At 61.4% G+C, this 18,656-nt stretch carries 20 protein-coding genes; 8 read left to right on the forward strand and 12 right to left on the reverse strand.

Annotation, left to right across the window (positions count from 1 at the left end; all coding sequences use genetic code 11):
- Window positions 1-92: 92 nt before the first annotated feature.
- The 6 genes from ACV8MC_RS08295 to ACV8MC_RS08320 form a co-directional block, all read right to left on the reverse strand.
- Window positions 93-1,100, reverse strand: coding sequence for a hydrolase (locus tag ACV8MC_RS08295; RefSeq protein WP_457264994.1), 1,008 nt, complete (start codon window positions 1,098-1,100; stop codon window positions 93-95).
- Window positions 1,101-1,171: 71 nt separating this feature from the next.
- Window positions 1,172-2,644, reverse strand: a complete 1,473-nt coding sequence (locus tag ACV8MC_RS08300; RefSeq protein ID WP_457264996.1) for a M16 family metallopeptidase — start codon at window positions 2,642-2,644, stop codon at window positions 1,172-1,174.
- Window positions 2,641-3,981, reverse strand: a complete 1,341-nt coding sequence (locus tag ACV8MC_RS08305) for a M16 family metallopeptidase (protein ID WP_457264998.1) — start codon at window positions 3,979-3,981, stop codon at window positions 2,641-2,643. The genes ACV8MC_RS08300 and ACV8MC_RS08305 overlap by 4 nt, the downstream gene beginning before the upstream one ends.
- Before the next feature lie 108 nt (window positions 3,982-4,089).
- Entirely contained in the window at window positions 4,090-4,692 is a 603-nt protein-coding gene (gene rsmD / locus ACV8MC_RS08310) for a 16S rRNA (guanine(966)-N(2))-methyltransferase RsmD (protein WP_041476826.1), read from the reverse strand.
- The gene (locus ACV8MC_RS08315; RefSeq protein ID WP_252877053.1) at window positions 4,692-6,182 is read right to left on the reverse strand and encodes a M16 family metallopeptidase; all 1,491 of its coding nucleotides are present in this window, start codon (window positions 6,180-6,182) and stop codon (window positions 4,692-4,694) included. Before ACV8MC_RS08315 ends, rsmD begins: the two co-directional genes overlap by 1 nt.
- Entirely contained in the window at window positions 6,175-7,530 is a 1,356-nt protein-coding gene (locus ACV8MC_RS08320) for a M16 family metallopeptidase (protein ID WP_041476824.1), read from the reverse strand. The genes ACV8MC_RS08315 and ACV8MC_RS08320 overlap by 8 nt, the downstream gene beginning before the upstream one ends.
- Window positions 7,531-7,874: 344 nt before the next feature.
- Here ACV8MC_RS08320 and ftsY point away from each other — a divergent pair, with 344 nt between their 5' ends.
- The 4 genes from ftsY (at window position 7,875) to rpoH (ending at window position 12,019) form a co-directional block, all read left to right on the forward strand.
- Complete coding sequence (ftsY, locus tag ACV8MC_RS08325) at window positions 7,875-9,359, forward strand: signal recognition particle-docking protein FtsY (protein WP_457264999.1); 1,485 nt, start codon at window positions 7,875-7,877, stop codon at window positions 9,357-9,359.
- Window positions 9,356-10,027 carry a cell division ATP-binding protein FtsE gene (gene ftsE, locus ACV8MC_RS08330; protein WP_016772715.1) on the forward strand — a complete coding sequence of 224 codons (672 nt, stop codon included), beginning with the start codon at window positions 9,356-9,358 and terminating at the stop codon, window positions 10,025-10,027. Before ftsY ends, ftsE begins: the two co-directional genes overlap by 4 nt.
- Window positions 10,024-11,049 carry a permease-like cell division protein FtsX gene (gene ftsX, locus ACV8MC_RS08335; protein WP_016772716.1) on the forward strand — a complete coding sequence of 342 codons (1,026 nt, stop codon included), beginning with the start codon at window positions 10,024-10,026 and terminating at the stop codon, window positions 11,047-11,049. Before ftsE ends, ftsX begins: the two co-directional genes overlap by 4 nt.
- A gap of 115 nt (window positions 11,050-11,164) precedes the next feature.
- Entirely contained in the window at window positions 11,165-12,019 is an 855-nt protein-coding gene (gene rpoH / locus ACV8MC_RS08340; RefSeq protein ID WP_016772717.1) for an RNA polymerase sigma factor RpoH, read from the forward strand.
- Between the two features lie 179 nt (window positions 12,020-12,198).
- Here the strand turns inward: rpoH and mtgA are convergent, their stop codons facing one another.
- A complete protein-coding gene (mtgA, locus tag ACV8MC_RS08345; protein ID WP_056786362.1) occupies window positions 12,199-12,921 on the reverse strand; it encodes a monofunctional biosynthetic peptidoglycan transglycosylase in 723 nt (240 codons plus the stop codon).
- A 74-nt stretch (window positions 12,922-12,995) separates the two neighbouring features.
- Between mtgA and ACV8MC_RS08350 the strand changes: the two genes are divergently transcribed.
- From ACV8MC_RS08350 to trmB, 4 genes are all read left to right on the forward strand, one after another.
- Entirely contained in the window at window positions 12,996-13,376 is a 381-nt protein-coding gene (locus ACV8MC_RS08350) for a DUF423 domain-containing protein (protein ID WP_457265002.1), read from the forward strand.
- 71 nt (window positions 13,377-13,447) lie between these two features.
- The gene (gene thiS, locus ACV8MC_RS08355; RefSeq protein WP_038861193.1) at window positions 13,448-13,648 is read left to right on the forward strand and encodes a sulfur carrier protein ThiS; all 201 of its coding nucleotides are present in this window, start codon (window positions 13,448-13,450) and stop codon (window positions 13,646-13,648) included.
- A 61-nt stretch (window positions 13,649-13,709) separates the two neighbouring features.
- The gene (locus tag ACV8MC_RS08360) at window positions 13,710-14,504 is read left to right on the forward strand and encodes a thiazole synthase (RefSeq protein WP_041476820.1); all 795 of its coding nucleotides are present in this window, start codon (window positions 13,710-13,712) and stop codon (window positions 14,502-14,504) included.
- 9 nt (window positions 14,505-14,513) lie between these two features.
- On the forward strand, window positions 14,514-15,239 hold the full coding sequence (gene trmB, locus ACV8MC_RS08365) for a tRNA (guanosine(46)-N7)-methyltransferase TrmB (protein ID WP_024014663.1): 726 nt from the start codon (window positions 14,514-14,516) through the stop codon (window positions 15,237-15,239).
- A gap of 129 nt (window positions 15,240-15,368) precedes the next feature.
- On the opposite strand, the gene ACV8MC_RS08370 is transcribed toward trmB, so the two are convergent.
- The 5 genes from ACV8MC_RS08370 to ACV8MC_RS08390 form a co-directional block, all read right to left on the reverse strand.
- Complete coding sequence (locus ACV8MC_RS08370; RefSeq protein ID WP_457265003.1) at window positions 15,369-15,917, reverse strand: RNA 2'-phosphotransferase; 549 nt, start codon at window positions 15,915-15,917, stop codon at window positions 15,369-15,371.
- Between the two features lie 139 nt (window positions 15,918-16,056).
- On the reverse strand, window positions 16,057-16,380 hold the full coding sequence (locus tag ACV8MC_RS08375; protein ID WP_008083808.1) for a DUF3392 domain-containing protein: 324 nt from the start codon (window positions 16,378-16,380) through the stop codon (window positions 16,057-16,059).
- A 22-nt stretch (window positions 16,381-16,402) separates the two neighbouring features.
- Window positions 16,403-17,608, reverse strand: a complete 1,206-nt coding sequence (gene hemW / locus ACV8MC_RS08380; RefSeq protein WP_056786374.1) for a radical SAM family heme chaperone HemW — start codon at window positions 17,606-17,608, stop codon at window positions 16,403-16,405.
- On the reverse strand, window positions 17,605-18,201 hold the full coding sequence (rdgB, locus tag ACV8MC_RS08385; protein WP_024014661.1) for an RdgB/HAM1 family non-canonical purine NTP pyrophosphatase: 597 nt from the start codon (window positions 18,199-18,201) through the stop codon (window positions 17,605-17,607). Before rdgB ends, hemW begins: the two co-directional genes overlap by 4 nt.
- Entirely contained in the window at window positions 18,198-18,632 is a 435-nt protein-coding gene (locus ACV8MC_RS08390) for a DUF4426 domain-containing protein (protein WP_236167713.1), read from the reverse strand. Before ACV8MC_RS08390 ends, rdgB begins: the two co-directional genes overlap by 4 nt.
- Window positions 18,633-18,656 lie beyond the last annotated feature (24 nt).

Here is an 18,656-nt window from a genome sequence, read left to right on the forward strand (position 1 = left end):
TTGCTCGCGAAGGCGTCCTGTCAGGCATTGAATTTCCAGACTGACCCATCGCCATCGCGAGCAGGCTCACTCCTGCAAGGGCCATGCGGCGTTTATTGACCGAGTGCGGCCAGCCATTGCGGGACACGCCGCTCCAGGTAATACCCGGGCCGGCGAAACGAGCCGTCGACGAAGCCGACATGACCGCCACGCGCCTGCAATTCGAACCGGGTGCAGGCTGACAACTCGTCGGCTTGCGGCAGGCTATGGGGAAATACGAAGGGATCGTCCGCCGCCTGAATGATCAGCGTCGGCGTGCGGATCTCGCCGAGGTAGTAGCGGCTCGAGGCGCGGCGGTAGTAATCCTCGGCGTCATTGAAACCGTGCAATGGCGCGGTAACCCGGCCGTCGAAATCCCAGAACGTACGCATGTTTTCCAGCGAGCCGAGCGCGGCCAGTTTCGCCAGGCCGTCTTCGCGTCCGTCATGCTGGAACTGGCGCTGCTTGTTCTTGATGTAGGCGACCATTTCGCGCATGAAATGCGCCTGGTAAACCCGCGAAAATCCCTGGCCAATCCGGTCTGCGCACTGGTCGAGCCTGAACGGCACCGACACCGCCACCGCGCCGAGCACGCCGCTGTTGCTGCCGGTTTCGCCAAGATGTTTGAGCAGCACGTTGCCGCCCAGTGAATAGCCGACCGCGTACAACGGCGCCAACGGTCGTTTGGCGCGCAGGTGCTGGATGGCTTCGGCAAGGTCTTCGCTGGCGCCGGAGTGGTAGCTGCGCGGCAACAGATTCGGCTCGCCGGAACAACCGCGCCAGTTCAGCGCGACGCTGGCCCAGCCCTGCTCGGCCAAGGCCTTTTGAATGCCCGCCACATAGGGCGAATTGGATGAGCCGGTCAAACCGTGCAGCACCAGTACCATCGGCGCCTCGGCGCTGTGCGGGCCGTGCCAGTCGAGGTCGAGGAAGTCGCCGTCCTCGAGCCACAGGCGTTCGCGTTCGCGCTCGATGTGCACGGTCTTGCGCCACAGCGGCCCCCACAGGGTTTGCAGATGCGGATTGCCGAGGCCGAAGGCCGGAACGAAACGCGAGGCGGGAAGCGGGGACGGTGATTGCACGGCAAATCTCGACAGGTCTTGCGTAAAGCGACCGGCGCACAGGGCGGGCTGTCGCTTCTCAACGAAAGCGCCTAACTTGCCACAAAGCCCGGGTCGGCGCGACACATGTCCTCTTCAGCCTGACCGATCGGCGCAACCTCCGGTCCAGGCAGTGGCTGTTGCTCGACACTGGGGCCTACCGTAACCCACACCCAGCGATCAACAGACAAGTGACGGTTCATAGCGAGTTTGATGTCGTCCACCGTCAGCTTCTGCACTTGTTGCATTGTGTAATCCAGATCGAGCGGCAAGTCGTAGCGGTTGATCTCCACGAGTCTGGCCAGAATGTGCCGGTTGCTGGCGCTGGTGAGCACATTTCTGTTGGCCAGCCTGCGCTTGAGGTGCTCGAGTTCCGGGGCGGTCGGCCCTTCCCGAAGAAAATCATTGAGCATCGAGCGCACCAAAGCGACGGTGCTGTCGCTCATGGAGCTACCGGTCTGCAAGGTGACGGTCAGCAACCCGGCGCCACCAGCCCAATTGACGCTGGCGCCATACACGTCATAAACCTGTCCGCGCTTGTGCCGCAGTTCATTCATCAACCGACTGTTGCTGCCTCCGGCGAGAATCTGACTGGCGGCGTACAAGGCGGTGTGATCGGCATGTCGTCGCGGCACGCTGATTTGGGCAAAGGCAATGTGGGTCTGCAGTTGATTCAGTTCCAGGTGACTGGACTGGACGTTTCCGGGCGTTGCCATTGCTGAAGACACCAGCGCGTCAGGAGGCTTGGGCAGGGCATTGCTGATCTGCAGGCTGATCGCTTGTGCCTGGTCCAGAGTGAGGTCGCCGACCAGGGTGATTTGCGCATGTCGGGCAGCGCAATAGCGGCGATGGAAATCCTCCACGGCGGCCCGGGTCACGGCATTGAGGCCCCATTGCGTGCCATAGACCGGAAGGCTGTAGGGGCTGTCCGGCGCAAGCAGTGCCTTGATGCTCTGCGAGGCCAGACCCGCGGCATCGCCTTGCTCTGCGATGAGCGCGGCGCGCAGTTCGTCTTTCACTGGCGGCAGGCGCTGGGCGCTGAGCGATGGCTCGCTGAATATTCGCGTCAACAGATCCATCGCCGGTAGGCGCTTGGCCGGATCGCTGAGGCTGCGCAGGGAGAACACGGCGCGGTCGTGATCGATGTCCATTTCCCATTGCGCGCCGAGCCCGTCGAAGGTTTCGACGATGGCGGACAAATCCTTGCCGGGGATACCTTCATTGAGCATGGAAAAGGTCGTGGCAGCCAGGCCCGGCAGGCTACCGTCGCGGGCGCTGCCTGCGGCGAAGCTGACGTGAATATCGAACATCGGCAGATCGCTCGTGCGCACGAACAGCACCTTGGTGCCGGTCAGGGTTTTCCAGCCCCTGATCTGCAATGCGCGCGGCTTGATTTCCAGCGCCTGGACTTCGCTGAGCGATTGCAGGCGCGATGTCCGCGCTTGTTCAGGCTGGCCATCAGCGCAAGCCGCCGCAGCCGACAGCCACATCAGGATCAATCCCGTGCGCCTTGAGAACCTGCTCATCGGACGTCCACCTTGCGCACTTGGGCAACGCTGAGACGCTCGGGTATCAGCCAGGTGGCGGCCACTTCGCGGATCTGTTGCGGCGTCACTTTCGCCAATGCAGCTGCATCTTCATCGAGTATTCGCCAAGGCAAGCCGATGGCCTGGAACCTGGCCAGCTGACGCGCCTGTTCCTGAATCGAATCGCGGGCATACACCTGCTGCGCGATCAGTTGCGTGCGTGCCCGCTCGAGCTCTTCCGCCGACGGTGGTGTGGTGCGCAACGTTTCGATCTGCTCCCACACCCGCGCTTGCGCACCTTCAAGATCGGTCAGCGGCGGATCGGCCAGCTCGGCAGTCAACAGCAGCAGGCTGTCGCCGCGCGTGCGTTCGTCGTAGTGAGTGTCGACACGATTGAGCACGCGGTCGGTGAAAATCAGTTTCTTTTGCAGGCGCGCGCCATGTGCGCCGCCGAGTATCGCGTTGATCAGGCGCAGGGCGTGCACGGTGTGCAGGTCTTTGGCCGTGGCCAGTCCGGGCAGATTGAAAGCCATCAGCAACCGCTCTGCTGGGACATGGCGCTGCAAGGTCAGTTTGCGCTCGCCCGGCACTTTCAGCTCCACGGGCCGTAACAGGCGCGGCACGGGACGATTTGCGAGCGCGCCAAAATAGCGCTCGGCCAGCGGCTGCACGTGTGCGAGCGTGACATCGCCGACGATCACCAGTACGGCGTTGCCCGGCGCGTAACGGCTTTGATACCAATGGCGAAGTTCCTCGGCGTCCACGTGCTGCAGGTCGTGCATCCAGCCGATGACTGGCGTGCGATAGCTGTTGGCGACATGCGCCTGGCTGGTGAAGTGTTCCAGCACAGCGGCGTCGACATCGTCGTCGATGCGCAGCTGGCGCTCTTCGCGGATGACTGCCAGTTCGGTTTTCAGGTCGTCGACGTGCAAATCAGCAGTCGTCATCCGGTCGGCCATCAGCTCGAAAACCACGCCCAGATAGCGCGGCGACAAGGTCTGGTAGTAGCCGGTGACGTCCTCGGCGGTGAAGGCATTTTCTTCGGCACCCAGGGACTCCAAAAGACGCGAAGCCTCACCGGCGCAGGTCTTGCGGCTGCCTCTGTAGAGCATGTGTTCAAGAACGTGCGATAGCCCGGCTTGCCCCGGCGCCTCGTCTGCCGAGCCGACCTTGAACCACAAATGCGAAGTGACCAGCGGCGCACGGTGATCCTCGCGCACCAGTACCTGCAAACCGTTTTCCAGGGTGAATTGATGAGTCGGCGGGGGCGTGGCGGCCAGCGTCATGAACGGCGCGAGGCCAAGAAAAAGCAGCATCCGGCTGCAGAGCGTATCCATACGCGAAATCCTCAGTGGTTAACGCAGATTGCGGCAACCACTGTGGCGGACTGCGAGGCACTGGGTGCGGTAACTATCTACCGCACGCTAAAGCGCAGTGCGGATGGTTCAGGCGCTGCGCTGCCACAACGCGTAATACACACGACCGGATTTCTGTTCGCGGTGCAGGCGCCAGTTGCCCGGCAGGCCCAGCGTCGATGGCGCTGTTTCGCTTTCCGTGTAGATCCACGAATCGGCCGCCAGCCATTGGCGCTCTTCCAGCAAAGTACAAACCGCTGGCAACAGGTTCTGATTGAACGGCGGGTCGAGGAACACCAGATCGAACGGCGTCGCGGCCTGGGTTTCCAGGTAGCGCAGCGCGTCGGCGGTTTGTACCTGGCCGTTGCTGCAACGCAGGGTGCCGAGGTGTTCCTTCAGACTGGAAACTGCAACGTTGCTGGCGTCCAGCGCCTGGGCCGTGGCCGCGCCTCGGGACAGCGCTTCGAGAAACAGCGCGCCGCTGCCGGCGAACGGGTCGAGCACTTTCGCCCCTTCGACATAGGGCGCGAGCCAGTTGAACAGGGTTTCACGCACGCGATCCGGGGTCGGGCGCAGGCCCGGTGCGTCGGGGAAGCTCAGCTTGCGGCTGCGCCACTGGCCGCCAATGATGCGCAGCTGGTTCACGCCGTTGTGCACGTTTTGCACAGGTTTTTTCGGTGCTCGAGTGGCCATTAATGCTCCGGAACCCCGAGCGGTTGCTCGGCAGGTTTATCAGATGGGGCCGGTAACGGCTTTTGCGGCACGGTCGGGCCAGCGGTGACGATGACCATTTTCTCCGTGCTCAGGTGTTTGTTCAGCGCATCGCGGACCTGCTCTACGGTCAGGCTCTGCGACTGCCGCATGAAATCGTCGAGATAGCTCAGTGGCAGATTATAGAAGCCCATCGCGCCCAATTGGCCAACGATGTCGGCGTTGCTCGCGGTGGACAGCGGGAAGCTGCCGGCCAGTTCGCGCTTGGCATCGTCGAGTTCTTTCTGTGTCGGCCCGGTTTTCAGGTAGTCGGCGAGCACGTCCTGCACCAGTTTCAGGGTGCCTTCGCTCATCTCGGCGCGGGTCTGCAGGTTGATCATGAACGGGCCACGGGCCTGCATCGGGCTGAACGCCGAATACACGCCGTAGGTCAGGCCGCGCTTCTCGCGCACTTCGCTCATCAGGCGCGTACCGAAACCACCGCCGCCGAGGATCTGGTTGCCCAGCGACAGCGCGGCGTAATCCGGATCATCGCGATCGATGCCCAGTTGCGCGAGCATCAGGTTGGTCTGTTTCGACGGAAACTCGATGTGGTTGACGCTGGCTTGCGGTTCCTGCGGCGCAGCGATTTTCGCCAGTGCCGGGCCTTTCGGCAGGGCAGAGGAGACCTGATTGGCGATCGCCTCGGCTTCGGCTCGCGACAAATCACCAACCAGCGCAATCACCGCATTGCCTGCGGCGTAGGCCTTGGCGTGGAACTCGCGCAATTGCGCGACGGTGATCTTCGGCACGCTCTGGGCATTACCGTCGCTGGAATGCGCGTACGGATGATCACCATACAGGCGCTTCATCAGCTCCAGGCTGGCGAGTTTGCCGGGGTTCTGTTTCTGGTATTCGAAACCGGCGAGCAGCTGGTTCTTGATGCGCGCGAAGGAATCGGCGGGGAAGGTCGGTTTGCCGACCACATCGGCGAACAGCTTCAACGCCGGTTCACGCTGCTCAGGTGCGCTCAGGCTGCGCAGCGAGGCCAGCGCCATGTCCTTGAACGCACCGTTGCCGAAGTCGGCCCCAAGACCTTCAAAACCCTGGGCGATAGCGCCGACGTCTTTGCCGGCGATGCCTTCGTTGAGCATGGCGTTGGTCAGCACCGCAAGGCCGGGGACGTTGCCATCCTGGCTGCTGCCAGCGGCGAAGATCAGGCGCATGTCGAACATCGGCAGCTCATGCGCTTCGACGAACAGCACTTTGGCGCCTTCAGCGGTGTTCCAGGTCTGCACATCGAGCTTGCGGCTGGCCGGGGCCTTGCCATCGAGTTCGGCCAGCGATTGCAATTTCTGGCTGGACTTGGCGTTATCCAAGGCTTCGCTGGCGTGGCTGTCAGCGCCGGGCGACAGATACACAGCCGCCGAGCCGATCACCGCGACAGCAATCAGGCCAAGCAGCATCAGGCGTGGGGTTTTGCGCTCACTCATGAGTCGTCTCCAAAGGCAGGACGTGGGCGACGCTGAGACGTTCGCGGGTGAAATACTTTTTCGCGGCGTTCTGGATGTCTTGCGGGGTCACGCTTTCCAGATCGGCCAGTTCGGTGTCCATCAGCTTCCACGACAGACCGACCGTTTCCAGTTGACCGATCGCGGTGGCCTGGCTGGTGATCGAGTCACGCTCGTAGACCAGGCCGGCGATAACTTGAGCGCGGACGCGTTCCAGCTCTTCGGCAGACGGCGCGGTGGTTTTCAGTTGCTCAAGCAGTTTCCACAAGCCGGCTTCGGCCTGGGCGATGGTCTTTTTCTTCTGCGTATTTGGCGTGGCCGACAGGGTGAACAGGCTGTCACCACGGGTGTAGGCGTCATAGTCCGACGAGCCGCCGGAGACCAGCTCTTCGCCGCGTTCCAGCTGCGTAGGGATGCGCCCGCTGTAGCCGCCATCGAGCAGCGCGGAGATCAGGCGCAGGGCGTTGACCGAGCGTTTGTCTTCAGCGGTAGCAATGCTCGGCACGTTGAAGCCAAGCATCAGGCTCGGCAGTTGGGTCTGCACGCGCAGGGTGATCTGGCGTTCGCCGGGCTCGGCCAGTTCCAGCGGTTTTTTCGCCGGTGGCACGTCGCGTTTGGCGACCGGGCCGAAGTAGCGCTGGGCGAGGGTTTTCACTTCGTCCGGAGTGACGTCACCGACCACCACCAGCGTGGCGTTGTTCGGCGCGTACCAGGATTGGTACCAGTGGCGCAGTTCCTCGACTTTCATACGGTCGAGGTCAGCCATCCAGCCGATGGTCGGCGTGTGATAACCGCTGGCCGGGTAGGCCATGGCCTTGTAGCGCTCGTAGGCCTTGGACATCGGCTTGTCATCGGTGCGCAGGCGGCGCTCTTCCTTGATGACTTCGATTTCCTTGGCGAACTCGTCGGCCGGCAGGCGCAGGTTGGCCATGCGGTCGGCTTCCAGCTCGAAGGCCACGCCGAGACGGTCACGGGCCAGCACCTGGTAATAAGCAGTGAAGTCGTCGCTGGTAAAGGCGTTCTCTTCGGCGCCGAGGTCGCGCAGGATCAGCGAGGCTTCGCCGGGGCCGACTTTTTCGCTGCCCTTGAACATCATGTGCTCAAGCGCGTGGGACAGACCGGTCTGGCCCGGAGTCTCATAGCTGGAGCCGACCTTGTACCAGATCTGCGAAACGACCACCGGCGCACGATGGTCTTCGCGCACGACGACCTTTAGGCCGTTGTCGAGGGTGAATTCATGGGTCGGTTGCGGGTCGGCCGCCAGGGCCGAAAGGGGCAGGCAGACTGCGCTGAGCAGCAGGCCAGCAGCGCGGCGGGCTAGAGCATTCATTCGTTTTTCAACCTGTTGGGCTGCCCGCTTGGTCTTAGCGTCGGCGGGCGAGAGGGTGCTAGGATACTGATCCGTTTTACTGGCGGCCACGTCTATGAGGTTCTGCAACCTGATAAGGCTGAATGGGTTTGCGGCACAAGGCAGCGGTTTGGCAACCAGACCCTGCGTTTTCGCCGATTTTTGCCGGTTTAGATCATCGTAAAAACGATCCTTGAGGTGCTTTCGGTGCCTCGACAAAATGTTGCGCGTGAACAAGCTGGGTGAAACACAGTCTGTTCTGCATCGAATATTTATTTGCCGGGGCGCCCTGTTGGCGCGTCGCTACCGTGAGATAGCCGTCCTCCATGTTTGGTTCCAACGACGACAAGAAGAGCCCAGCTGCGGCTGGCGAGAAGAAAAGCCTGTTCGGATGGCTGCGGAAGAAACCGCAGGAACCCGTCGTCGAACAGCCGCCCGCGATTCCTGAGCCGGCCCCCGCGCCAGCACCTGTAATAGAAGAAGAGCCGGCACCGATTGTGCTGCCTATCGCCGAGCCGGTGCTGCAACCGGAGGTTGAGTTCGAGCCCGAAACGCCGGCCGCTGCCGAGTTGCCGCTGACGCCCGCCGCCGAGCCGTGGCTGACCTTGCCAGTGGCAGAAGAGCCGGTCGCGCTGGTTGAAGAAGCAGCGCCGCATGTGACTCCAGTGATTCCTGCGCCGGTTGCCGAGGTGGCTGCGCAGCCTGTGCCTGAGCCGGTTGCCGAGCCAGCGCCGATCATTTCTGAACCCGCCGCCCCGGTTGTTCCGCCATCCGAGCCTGAGCCCGCACCGCTTGCCGCTGCGCCAGTTGTCGCTCCGATCGTGCCGGTCGAAGCGCCTGTAGAAACGCCCGTCGAAACCCCGCGCACCGAAGAAACCAAAGCCGGCTTCTTCGCCCGCCTCAAGCAAGGCCTGTCGAAGACCAGCGCCAGCATCGGCGAGGGCATGGCCAGCCTGTTCCTCGGGCGCAAGACCATCGACGATGACCTGCTCGATGACCTCGAAACCCGACTGCTGACCGCCGACGTCGGTGTCGAGGCTACGACGCAGATCATTCAGCGCCTGACCCAGAAGGTTGCACGCAAGGAACTGGCAGACGCCGACGCCCTGTACAAATCCCTGCAGGCCGAACTGGCCGCAATGCTCAAACCGGTCGAACAACCGCTGAAAATCGCCTCGCAGAACAAGCCTTTCGTGATTCTGGTGGTCGGCGTCAACGGCGCCGGCAAAACCACCACCATCGGCAAACTGGCGAAGAAGCTGCAACTGGAAGGCAAGAAAGTCATGCTCGCCGCTGGTGACACCTTCCGTGCTGCGGCGGTAGAGCAATTGCAGGTCTGGGGCGAGCGCAACAAGATTCCGGTGATCGCTCAGCACACCGGCGCCGATTCCGCTTCGGTGATCTTCGACGCCGTGCAAGCGGCCAAGGCCCGTGGCATCGACGTGCTGATCGCTGACACCGCCGGTCGTCTGCACACCAAAGACAACCTGATGGAAGAACTGAAAAAGGTTCGCCGGGTGATCGGCAAGCTCGACGCCGACGCGCCGCATGAAGTGCTGCTGGTGCTCGACGCCGGTACTGGCCAGAACGCGATCAACCAGGCCAAGCAGTTCAATCAGACCGTCGAACTGACCGGCCTGGCGCTGACCAAACTCGATGGCACTGCCAAGGGCGGGGTGATTTTCGCCCTGGCCAAGCAATTCGGCCTGCCGATTCGCTACATCGGCGTCGGTGAAGGCATCGACGATTTGCGTACCTTTGAAGCCGAACCCTTTGTCCAAGCACTGTTTGCCGAGCGGGAGCGTTCATGATTCGTTTCGAACAGGTCGGTAAACGCTACCCGAACGGTCACGTCGGCTTGCATGAGCTGAGCTTTCGAGTCCGTCGTGGCGAATTCTTGTTTGTCACCGGCCACTCCGGTGCCGGTAAATCCACGCTGTTGCGCCTGTTGCTGGCAATGGAACGGCCGACCAGCGGCAAATTGCTGCTCGCCGGGCAAGACCTGAGCACTATCAGCAATGCGCAGATTCCATTTCTGCGTCGGCAGATCGGCGTGGTGTTCCAGAATCACCAGTTGTTGTTCGATCGCACGGTGTTCAACAACGTCGCCTTGCCGCTGCAGATCCTCGGCCTGTCCAAGGTCGAGATCGCCAAGCGCGTCGATTCGGCGCTGGAGCGCGTGGCGCTGTCGGATAAATCCGATCTGTACCCGGGCGACCTGTCCACCGGTCAGCAACAGCGCGTCGGCATTGCCCGCGCCATCGTCCACCGCCCGGCCTTGCTGCTGGCGGACGAACCGACCGGTAACCTCGACCCGCGTCTGGCCGCCGAAATCATGGGCGTGTTCGAAGACATCAACCGTTTGGGCACCAGCGTACTGATCGCCAGTCACGACCTGGCACTGATCGCGCGCATGCGTCATCGCATGCTGACCCTGCAACGCGGCCGCCTCATCGGCGACGGGGAGGCCGGGGTATGAGTGCGACACGCAGTCCTAAGGTTTCCGAGCGCGTGGCCCCGAAGGCCGCCGATCCGCAACCGCAGAAAAAGAAAAAGCACGACGATGACGACGGCCCGGACTTCGCCACGCTGTTTCGCGCCTGGATCGAAAGCCATCGCGCCAGCCTGCTCGACAGCCTGCGCCGTCTCGGCAAACAGCCGATCGGCAGCTTCTTCACCTGCATGGTGATGGCCGTGGCGTTGAGTCTGCCGATGGGGCTTTCGCTGTTGCTCAATAACGTCGAACGTCTCGGCGGTTCCTGGCAGCGCGCGGCGCAGATTTCCCTGTACCTGCAACTCGACGCCAGCCCGGAACAAGGCGAAGCGCTGCGTGAGCAGATCAAAGGCATGCCGGGCGTCGCTGATGCCGAATATGTCGGCCGCGATCAGGCGCTGGAAGAGTTCCAGCAGCAATCCGGCCTGGGCGAAGCCCTGCGTGAGCTGCCTGACAACCCTTTGCCGGGTGTGGTGCTGGTGACACCGAACGAAGTCGACAAGCCGACACTCGAAGCATTAAGACAAAAACTTTCCGAGCTGCCGAAGGTACAACAGGCGCAACTTGATCTAGTCTGGGTCGAGCGTCTGGCCGCCATCCTCAAGCTTGGCGACCGCTTTGTATTCGGTCTGACGGTGTTGTTGGTGTCTGCATTACTTTTGGTGATAGGCAATACCATTCGTCTTCATATTGAAAACCGCCGCACCGAGATAGAAGTGATTAAACTCGTCGGCGGCACTGACAGTTATGTGCGCCGCCCTTTCCTTTATATGGGCGCGTTGTATGGCTTCGGTGCAGGGCTGTTGTCCTGGGGCGTATTGGCGTTCGGCCTCAACTGGCTGAACGATGCGGTGGTCGGACTGGCCGGCTTGTACGGCAGTGATTTCGCCCTGGCCGGTGTGCCAGTGGCCGACGGTCTGTCGCTCTTGCTTGGCGCGGTGCTGTTGGGTTATATCGGTGCATGGATTGCAGTCGCACGTCATCTCAGGGAGCTGGCGCCGAAGTAGAATCTTTTTTGCGCGTGATTGACCTTGCGGTTTTTATGGGAACTTGTACCTGAGTTCCCGGTCAATTTTTCGCAGTGCCGAGAGGCACGAGTATGTGAGTGGGAGGTTTTTTCGTATGACCAATTCTTTGCAACCTGCGTATGCGTTGGTTCCGGGTGCGAACCTGGAAGCCTACGTGCACACCGTCAACAGCATTCCATTGCTGACGCCGGAGCAGGAGCGTGAACTGGCCGAGAGTCTCTACTATGAGCAGGATTTGGGGGCGGCTCGGCAGATGGTGCTCGCCCACCTGCGTTTTGTCGTACACATTGCCCGTAGCTATTCCGGCTACGGTCTGGCTCAGGCTGACCTGATCCAGGAAGGCAACGTCGGCCTGATGAAGGCCGTCAAGCGCTTCAACCCGGAAATGGGCGTGCGTCTGGTGTCGTTCGCCGTGCACTGGATCAAGGCGGAAATTCACGAGTTCATCCTGCGCAACTGGCGCATTGTGAAAGTCGCGACCACCAAGGCCCAGCGCAAGCTGTTCTTCAACCTGCGCAGCCAGAAGAAGCGCCTGGCGTGGCTGAACAACGAGGAAGTCCACCGTGTGGCGGAAAGCCTTGGCGTCGAGCCACGTGAAGTGCGCGAGATGGAAAGTCGTCTGACCGGTCACGACATGGCCTTCGACCCGGCTGCCGAAGCCGACGACGACAGTGCTTTCCAGTCTCCGGCCAACTACCTGGAAGACCACCGGTACGACCCGGCGCGTCAACTGGAAGATGCCGACTGGAGCGACAACTCGAACACCAACCTGCACGAAGCACTGGAAGTGCTGGACGAACGCAGCCGTGACATCCTCTACCAGCGCTGGCTGGCGGAAGAGAAAGCCACGCTGCACGATCTGGCGCAGAAGTACAACGTGTCGGCCGAGCGAATCCGTCAGCTCGAAAAGAGCGCGATGAACAAGCTCAAGTTGTCGATCGCCGCTTAACTGGCGAATCCGCAATAAAAAACGCCCCGATCAGCGATGATCGGGGCGTTTTCATTTCTGTTTCAACACAAAACCCTGTGGGAGCGAGCCTGCTCGCGAAAGCGGTTTATCAGTGCCATCAATGCAAGCTGACACACCGCTTTCGCGAGCAGGCTCGCTCCCACATTGGAATTTCGGTGTTATTCAGCCCAAGGCGCCCGCCGCGAATCGTTCAGCCCGAGCAAGTAACTGTCTCCGCCCAACTGACTCATCTGCTGCCGAATCCACCCAGCCCGGCGCGATACATAACCGGTCGGATGACTCGCGCTCCACACCCGTGGATTGGGCAGTACGGCAGCCAGATAACTCGCCTGCTGGCGCGACAACGACTTTGCGCTCACACCAAAGTGATGGCGGGCCGCCGCTTCAGCGCCAAATACGCCGTCATCCCACTCGACGCTGTTCAGGTACACCTCGAGAATTCGCTGCTTGGGCCAGAACACCTCGATCAGCGCGGTAAACCACGCCTCCAGGCCTTTGCGCAGATAACTGCGGCCCGACCACAGAAAGAGGTTTTTCGACACCTGTTGGCTCAAGGTGCTGGCACCGCGAATCGAACCGCCCAGTTCGTTGTGGGCCAGAGCAGCCTGAATCGCGCGCAGATCGAAACCCCAGTGCTCAGGGAATTTCTGGTCTTCGCCGGCAATCACCGCCACTTTCAGGTCATCGGAGATCTCGTTCCACGGTTTCCAGCTGCGCTGCAGGTCAATCGGCTCGCCGTCGACCCAGGATTCGACCTTGCGCTCGACCATCAACGCCGTGCCCGGCGGTGGCACAAAGCGAAACACCAGCACCAGCAAGACACTGCCGCCGGCGAACCAGAGCAGGGCCTTCGTGAGACGACGGAAAATTGAACGCAGCATAGAGATGGCTTGGCCGAACCCGTGGAGCGGGCCATTATACAGACCCTGCCGATGGCGTCTGACTGGAGTTCCTCATGCTGCGTGGCTTTTTGATGCTGGCCGCTTTTTTCGGTTTCACCGGTGTTGCGCTGGGCGCGTTTGCCGCCCACGGCCTGAAAAACCGTCTGACGCCGGAATACCTGACGATTTTCCACACGGGCGTCACCTACCAATTGGTGCACACACTCGCACTGTTCGGCGTTGCGCTGCTGGCCACGCAGATTCCAGGGCGGCTGGTCGCTTGGGCCGGCGTGTCCTTCACCGTCGGCATTGTGTTGTTCTCCGGCAGCCTGTATCTGCTGACCACCTCCGGCATCAGCAAGCTCGGCATCATTACCCCTTTTGGTGGCCTCGCGTTTCTCATCGGTTGGGTTTGCCTCGGCCTCGCCGCTTGGCGCTTGCAGCTAACCGCTTGACGCTTGGTACTGACCTTTAGGTCATGATCGGGCTAGAATGCCAGCCCCTAAAAATGATGGCGGCGTTGTGCATGCGCATTCAGTTGAACGGTGAGTCCTTTGAACTGCCCGACGGTGAAACCGTTGCGGGCCTGATCACCCGTCTGGATCTGGCCGGACGTCGGGTGGCGGTCGAGCTCAATCTGGACATCGTCCCGCGCAGCCAGCATGCCGACACCACGTTGAACGACGGCGACAACGTCGAAGTGGTCCACGCCATCGGCGGCGGCTGATTGTCCCGGCCCGCAAGGGCACAGAATTCTGCAAGACCCTCACCCTTAAAGAGGATTCCCCATGAGCATCGTTCGTAGCGACAAGCCTTTTGTGCTGGCCGGTCGTACTTACCAGTCGCGTTTGCTGGTCGGTACCGGCAAGTACCGTGACATGGAAGAAACCCGCCAGGCCATCGAAGCCTCGGGTGCCGAGATCGTCACCTTCGCCGTACGCCGCACCAACCTGGGCCAGATCGAAGGCGAGCCGAACCTGCTCGAAGTGCTGTCGCCAGATCGCTACACCTTTCTGCCGAACACCGCCGGTTGCTACGACGCCATCGAAGCCGTGCGCACCTGCCGCCTGGCGCGTGAGCTGCTCGATGGCCACAATCTGGTGAAGCTGGAAGTGCTGGCCGACCAGAAAACCCTGTTCCCCAACGTGATCGAAACCCTCAAGGCCGCTGAAACCCTGGTCAAGGAAGGCTTCGACGTGATGGTCTACACCAGCGATGACCCCATCATCGCCCGGCAACTGGCGGAAATCGGCTGCATCGCCGTGATGCCGCTGGCCGGTCTGATCGGCTCCGGTCTGGGTATCTGCAATCCGTACAACCTGCAGATCATCCTCGAAGAAGCCAGGATCCCGGTGCTGGTGGATGCTGGTGTCGGTACCGCTTCCGACGCGACCATCGCCATGGAACTGGGTTGCGACGCCGTACTGATGAACTCGGCCATCGCCCACGCCCAGCAACCGGTCATGATGGCGCAAGCCATGCAGCACGCCATCGTCGCCGGTCGCCTGGCGTACCTCGCCGGCCGCATGCCGAAAAAACTTTATGCCAGCGCCTCTTCGCCGCTGGATGGTCTGATCAAGTAAGAGCCATTGATGACTGAATCGAACGACACGCCTGTCCAGCCGGACGAAGGCGACGAGCGCCAACACCGCCGCATCAAGAGTTTCGTGATGCGCGCCGGGCGCATGACCGAAGGCCAGCAACGCGGCCTGGATCAGGGCGCGCCGCTGTACGTGCTGCCGCTGGCCGATGCGCCGGTCGATTACGACCAGGTGTTCGGCCGCTCGGCGCCGCGCTCGCTGGAAATCGGTTTTGGCATGGGCCATTCGCTGCTGGAAATGGCCGCGGCCGCTCCAGAGCAGGATTTCATCGGTGTTGAAGTACACCGTCCGGGTGTCGGCGCGCTGCTCAATGGCGTGCTGACCCAAGGGCTGACCAACCTGCGGGTCTACGATTGTGACGCGATCGAAGTGCTCAATCGCTGCATCGCCGACAACAGCCTCGATCGCCTGATGCTGTTTTTCCCGGATCCGTGGCACAAGAGCCGCCACCACAAGCGCCGCATCGTCCAGGCCTCGTTCGCCGAACTGGTGCGCAGCAAGTTGAAGGTTGGCGGCATTCTGCACATGGCCACCGACTGGGAGCCGTACGCCGAGTACATGCTGGAAGTGATGAACGTCGCCCCGGGCTACCGCAACCTTGCCGAAGACGGCAAATGCGTCCCGCGCCCGGCCGAACGCCCGATCACCAAGTTCGAACGCCGTGGCGAACGACTTGGCCATGGCGTGTGGGATCTGAAGTTCGAAAAGATCGCTTAAGCATCACGCAATAAAAACTGTGGGAGCGAGCCTGCTCGCGAAAGCGGTCTGACAATCAACGATGATGTTGGATGTCAAGACGCCTTCGCGAGCAGGCTCGCTCCCACAATTGTTTTGTGTATGAGGAGATTACAGGGGGGCAAGAAATCGAGCGGGCACCTGCTCTGTCAACCAGACGCCATTTTCGGCCTGATAGAACTTGAAGCCCTGTTCTTCCATCTGCTTCGCGGCAACCTTCAGAACGACTGGCGTTCCGTAGCGTTGACCCACGGCCGACGCGGTGGCGATCTCGTCGGACAGATGCACCTGATGGCGTTGTCCTGGAATCAAGCCTTGTTTGTGGATCGAGTCGAGAAAACGCGTCGCTGTTCCGTGGTAGAGCGTTTGCGGTGGCTGTTTCTGCTCGAATTGCAGATCAACGCTTTTCGTCGAGTGGCCTTGAACAGCGCGTATACAGTGGCCATCAGCGGAAATCGTAAAACGCGTCTTGTCACTGCTGGTCACGACGTTTTCAATCAGCTCACGACTTAAATGCCTGCCATCACGCGCCGCGCCGCTGATCAGTGCTTCTATATTTGCCCAGCCATCCGAATCCAGCGTAAGACCAATCGCTTGAGGCTGGTGACGCAACACGAAGCTGAGAAATTTGCTCGTCTCATCCAGTAGTTTTTTACTCATGAACTTCCCTTTCATTGCAATCAACTGTGGGAGCGAGCCTGCTCGCGAAAGCGGTCTGACAATCAACGATGATGTTGGATGTCATGACGCCTTCGCGAGCAGGCTCGCTCCCACATTTCGTTTCGGGGTGCTTGCGGGGTCAGCGGCGGTCGGCGACGACGCCGATCAGCACCAGTACCACCAGCAGCACCGGCGCCAGGCTGTAGTTGTTGAACTGGCTCAGGCCTTTGATCACCCATGGCGTGGCGTAGATCAGCGCGGCGCCGCTGCCGATCAGGCAGAGCAGGGCCATCAGGGGCACGCGCAGGGCGCCGGCGATGCTGCCCAGGCGTTGCTCGACCCAGCCTTTGAAGTCAGCGCCGAACAGCACCAGCAGGCAACCGACCAGCGCCAAAGCGATTTCCGAGAGATTGCTGCGGCTCCAGCGGGAGACGGTGGCCAGCAGGTCGAGTATCAAATCCATGCGTTTTCCCTTTGAGCTGAAGTCAGTTCAGAAATTGTTGCAGCAAATCGTTGAGAAACAGCTGGCCGCGTTCGGTCGCCGCCAGGCGTGACGGTTCGACCTGCAACAGGCCGCTTTGTTCGGCCTCGCGCCGGCCTTCGGCGAGGGTGTCCAGCGACAGGCCGGTGCGCTCCGGATACAGGCGCGATTCGACCCCGGCAGTCAGGCGCAGGGCGTTCATCAGGAACTCGAACGGCATCTCGTCATTGCTCAGCGATTTCTCGCCGGCCTGAAAGCTTTTCGCCGGGTTCAGATAATCCTTCGGCAGCCGGGTTTTCCATGTGCGCACGATGCGCCCGTCCGGGTGACTCAACTTGCCATGGGCGCCGGCGCCGATGCCGATGAAATCGCCAAAACTCCAGTAATTGAGGTTATGCCGCGCCGGTCGACCGGCCTGGGCATACGCCGACACTTCGTATTGCGCGTAACCGTGCTCGGCCAGCAGCGCTTGACCGGCTTCCTGAATGTCCCACAGGGTGTCGTCTTCCGGCAGCACTGGCGGCTGATTCCAGAACACCGTATTCGGCTCCAGCGTCAGTTGATACCAGGAAATGTGCGTCGGCTTCAGCGCGATGGCCTGGCGCAGATCGCTCAGGGCATCGTCCAGCGACTGATCGGGCAAACCGTGCATCAAGTCCAGGTTGAAGTTATCGAACCCTGCCTGTCGCGCCATGCCCGCCGCACGCACGGCTTCGTCACCGTTGTGGATGCGGCCAAGGGCCTCAAGCTTCTCCTGCTGAAAGCTCTGGATACCGATCGACAGCCGATTGATCCCCAGCTTGCGATAGGCGACAAACTTCTCTTGCTCGAAGGTGCCTGGATTGGCCTCAAGGGTGATTTCGATGTCGGCGGCGAACGGGATGCGTTGTTCGACGCCCTTCAACAAGCGCCCGAGGGCTTCGGCGCTGAACAGGCTCGGCGTCCCGCCACCGAAGAAAATCGAAGTCAGCTCACGGCCATACACCGCATGCAGATCCTGATCGAGATCGGCCAGCAGCGCGTCGACGTATTCCTGCTCCGGCAGCACCGGGCTGGCGGTGTGCGAGTTGAAATCGCAATACGGGCATTTGCGTACACACCACGGAATGTGGATGTACAGCGCCAGGGGCGGCAGGGTTGGCAGCGGCGCCCGAGGCGAGGACGCGGCGCCGCCGATAATCAGCGACGACGCGGAAGAATCAGTGGTCATTTCAAGCCCAGACGCTGGCGCAGCAGATCCATTGCACGGGCGCGGTGGCTGATCTGGTTCTTGTCGGCCGGGCTCAGTTCGGCGCTGGAGCAGTCGCGCTCCGGCACCCAGAACAGTGGGTCATAACCGAAGCCGTGCTCGCCGCTGGCAGCGGTGAGGATGCGCCCGTGCCACAGGCCTTCGCAGAGAATCGGCAGCGGATCATCGGCGTGGCGCACCAGTGCCAATACGCAGACGAACTGCGCGCCGCGCTCGGCTTGCGGTACGTCCTTCAGCGCATCGAGCAGTTTGGCGTTGTTCGCCGCATCGCCCTGGCCGTCGGCGTAACGCGCCGAGTAGATACCCGGCGCACCGCCAAGGAAATCCACCGCCAGCCCGGAATCATCGGCCAGTGCCGGCAGCCCGGAAATACGCGCGGCGTTGCGCGCCTTGAGAATCGCGTTCTCGACGAACGACAGGCCGGTTTCTTCCGGCTCGACCTTGCTCCACTCGCCAATCGAGCGCAGTTGCACCGAGTCACCGAGCATGGCCTGAAGTTCTTTGAGTTTGCCGGCGTTATGGCTGGCCAGTACGAGCTGCTTGATGTTCATCATTCGCCGGGAAAGAGTTCTTGGTTGAAATTGATGGTGTTGATCTTGTCGCCGTTCTGCACCTTGATTTCAAAGGTGCGGGTTTCCTGCTGCGGCACCGGGTACTGGGCGATGTAGTAGATCGCACCCTGTTCGGTGACCTGGCGGAATTTCAGCGCCACGCTGTTGCTGGTCAGGTCCTTGATCGTGCCGGTGACGCTGGCGATCATCGGTTTGCCGTCCTTGACCACCGAAACATTGATCACGCCCTGGTTCTTGCTGCGGATCAGCTCGGCGGCCTTGGCGATGTCCGGTTGCAGGAACGTCGAGTTGAAGGTGTTGTAGTGAACCGTGATGTCGCCGAAGGTTTCCTTGCGTTCACCTTTGATGACGTCCGCCGCCATGGCGCTGGCGCTCAGGCAGGCGGTGAGTAACAGCAACGCTAGACGACTCATGTTCGTGCTCCTTCGAATGCCCAG

It is taken from the genome of Pseudomonas sp. PK-RTE-24 (assembly GCF_054052265.1).

Excerpts from the sequence above, each read along its gene's own strand:
- ACV8MC_RS08300 (WP_457264996.1), bottom strand. The coding sequence starts at position 2,644 with ATGAGCAGGTTCTCAAGGCGCACGGGATTGATCCTGATGTGGCTGTCG.
- ACV8MC_RS08305 (WP_457264998.1), bottom strand. The coding sequence starts at position 3,981 with ATGGATACGCTCTGCAGCCGGATGCTGCTTTTTCTTGGCCTCGCGCCG.
- rsmD (WP_041476826.1), bottom strand. The coding sequence starts at position 4,692 with ATGGCCACTCGAGCACCGAAAAAACCTGTGCAAAACGTGCACAACGGC.
- ACV8MC_RS08315 (WP_252877053.1), bottom strand. The coding sequence starts at position 6,182 with ATGAGTGAGCGCAAAACCCCACGCCTGATGCTGCTTGGCCTGATTGCT.
- ACV8MC_RS08320 (WP_041476824.1), bottom strand. The coding sequence starts at position 7,530 with ATGAATGCTCTAGCCCGCCGCGCTGCTGGCCTGCTGCTCAGCGCAGTC.
- ftsY (WP_457264999.1), top strand. The coding sequence starts at position 7,875 with ATGTTTGGTTCCAACGACGACAAGAAGAGCCCAGCTGCGGCTGGCGAG.
- ftsE (WP_016772715.1), top strand. The coding sequence starts at position 9,356 with ATGATTCGTTTCGAACAGGTCGGTAAACGCTACCCGAACGGTCACGTC.
- ftsX (WP_016772716.1), top strand. The coding sequence starts at position 10,024 with ATGAGTGCGACACGCAGTCCTAAGGTTTCCGAGCGCGTGGCCCCGAAG.
- rpoH (WP_016772717.1), top strand. The coding sequence starts at position 11,165 with ATGACCAATTCTTTGCAACCTGCGTATGCGTTGGTTCCGGGTGCGAAC.
- mtgA (WP_056786362.1), bottom strand. The coding sequence starts at position 12,921 with ATGCTGCGTTCAATTTTCCGTCGTCTCACGAAGGCCCTGCTCTGGTTC.
- ACV8MC_RS08350 (WP_457265002.1), top strand. The coding sequence starts at position 12,996 with ATGCTGCGTGGCTTTTTGATGCTGGCCGCTTTTTTCGGTTTCACCGGT.
- thiS (WP_038861193.1), top strand. The coding sequence starts at position 13,448 with ATGCGCATTCAGTTGAACGGTGAGTCCTTTGAACTGCCCGACGGTGAA.
- ACV8MC_RS08360 (WP_041476820.1), top strand. The coding sequence starts at position 13,710 with ATGAGCATCGTTCGTAGCGACAAGCCTTTTGTGCTGGCCGGTCGTACT.
- trmB (WP_024014663.1), top strand. The coding sequence starts at position 14,514 with ATGACTGAATCGAACGACACGCCTGTCCAGCCGGACGAAGGCGACGAG.
- ACV8MC_RS08370 (WP_457265003.1), bottom strand. The coding sequence starts at position 15,917 with ATGAGTAAAAAACTACTGGATGAGACGAGCAAATTTCTCAGCTTCGTG.
- ACV8MC_RS08375 (WP_008083808.1), bottom strand. The coding sequence starts at position 16,380 with ATGGATTTGATACTCGACCTGCTGGCCACCGTCTCCCGCTGGAGCCGC.
- hemW (WP_056786374.1), bottom strand. The coding sequence starts at position 17,608 with ATGACCACTGATTCTTCCGCGTCGTCGCTGATTATCGGCGGCGCCGCG.
- rdgB (WP_024014661.1), bottom strand. The coding sequence starts at position 18,201 with ATGATGAACATCAAGCAGCTCGTACTGGCCAGCCATAACGCCGGCAAA.
- ACV8MC_RS08390 (WP_236167713.1), bottom strand. The coding sequence starts at position 18,632 with ATGAGTCGTCTAGCGTTGCTGTTACTCACCGCCTGCCTGAGCGCCAGC.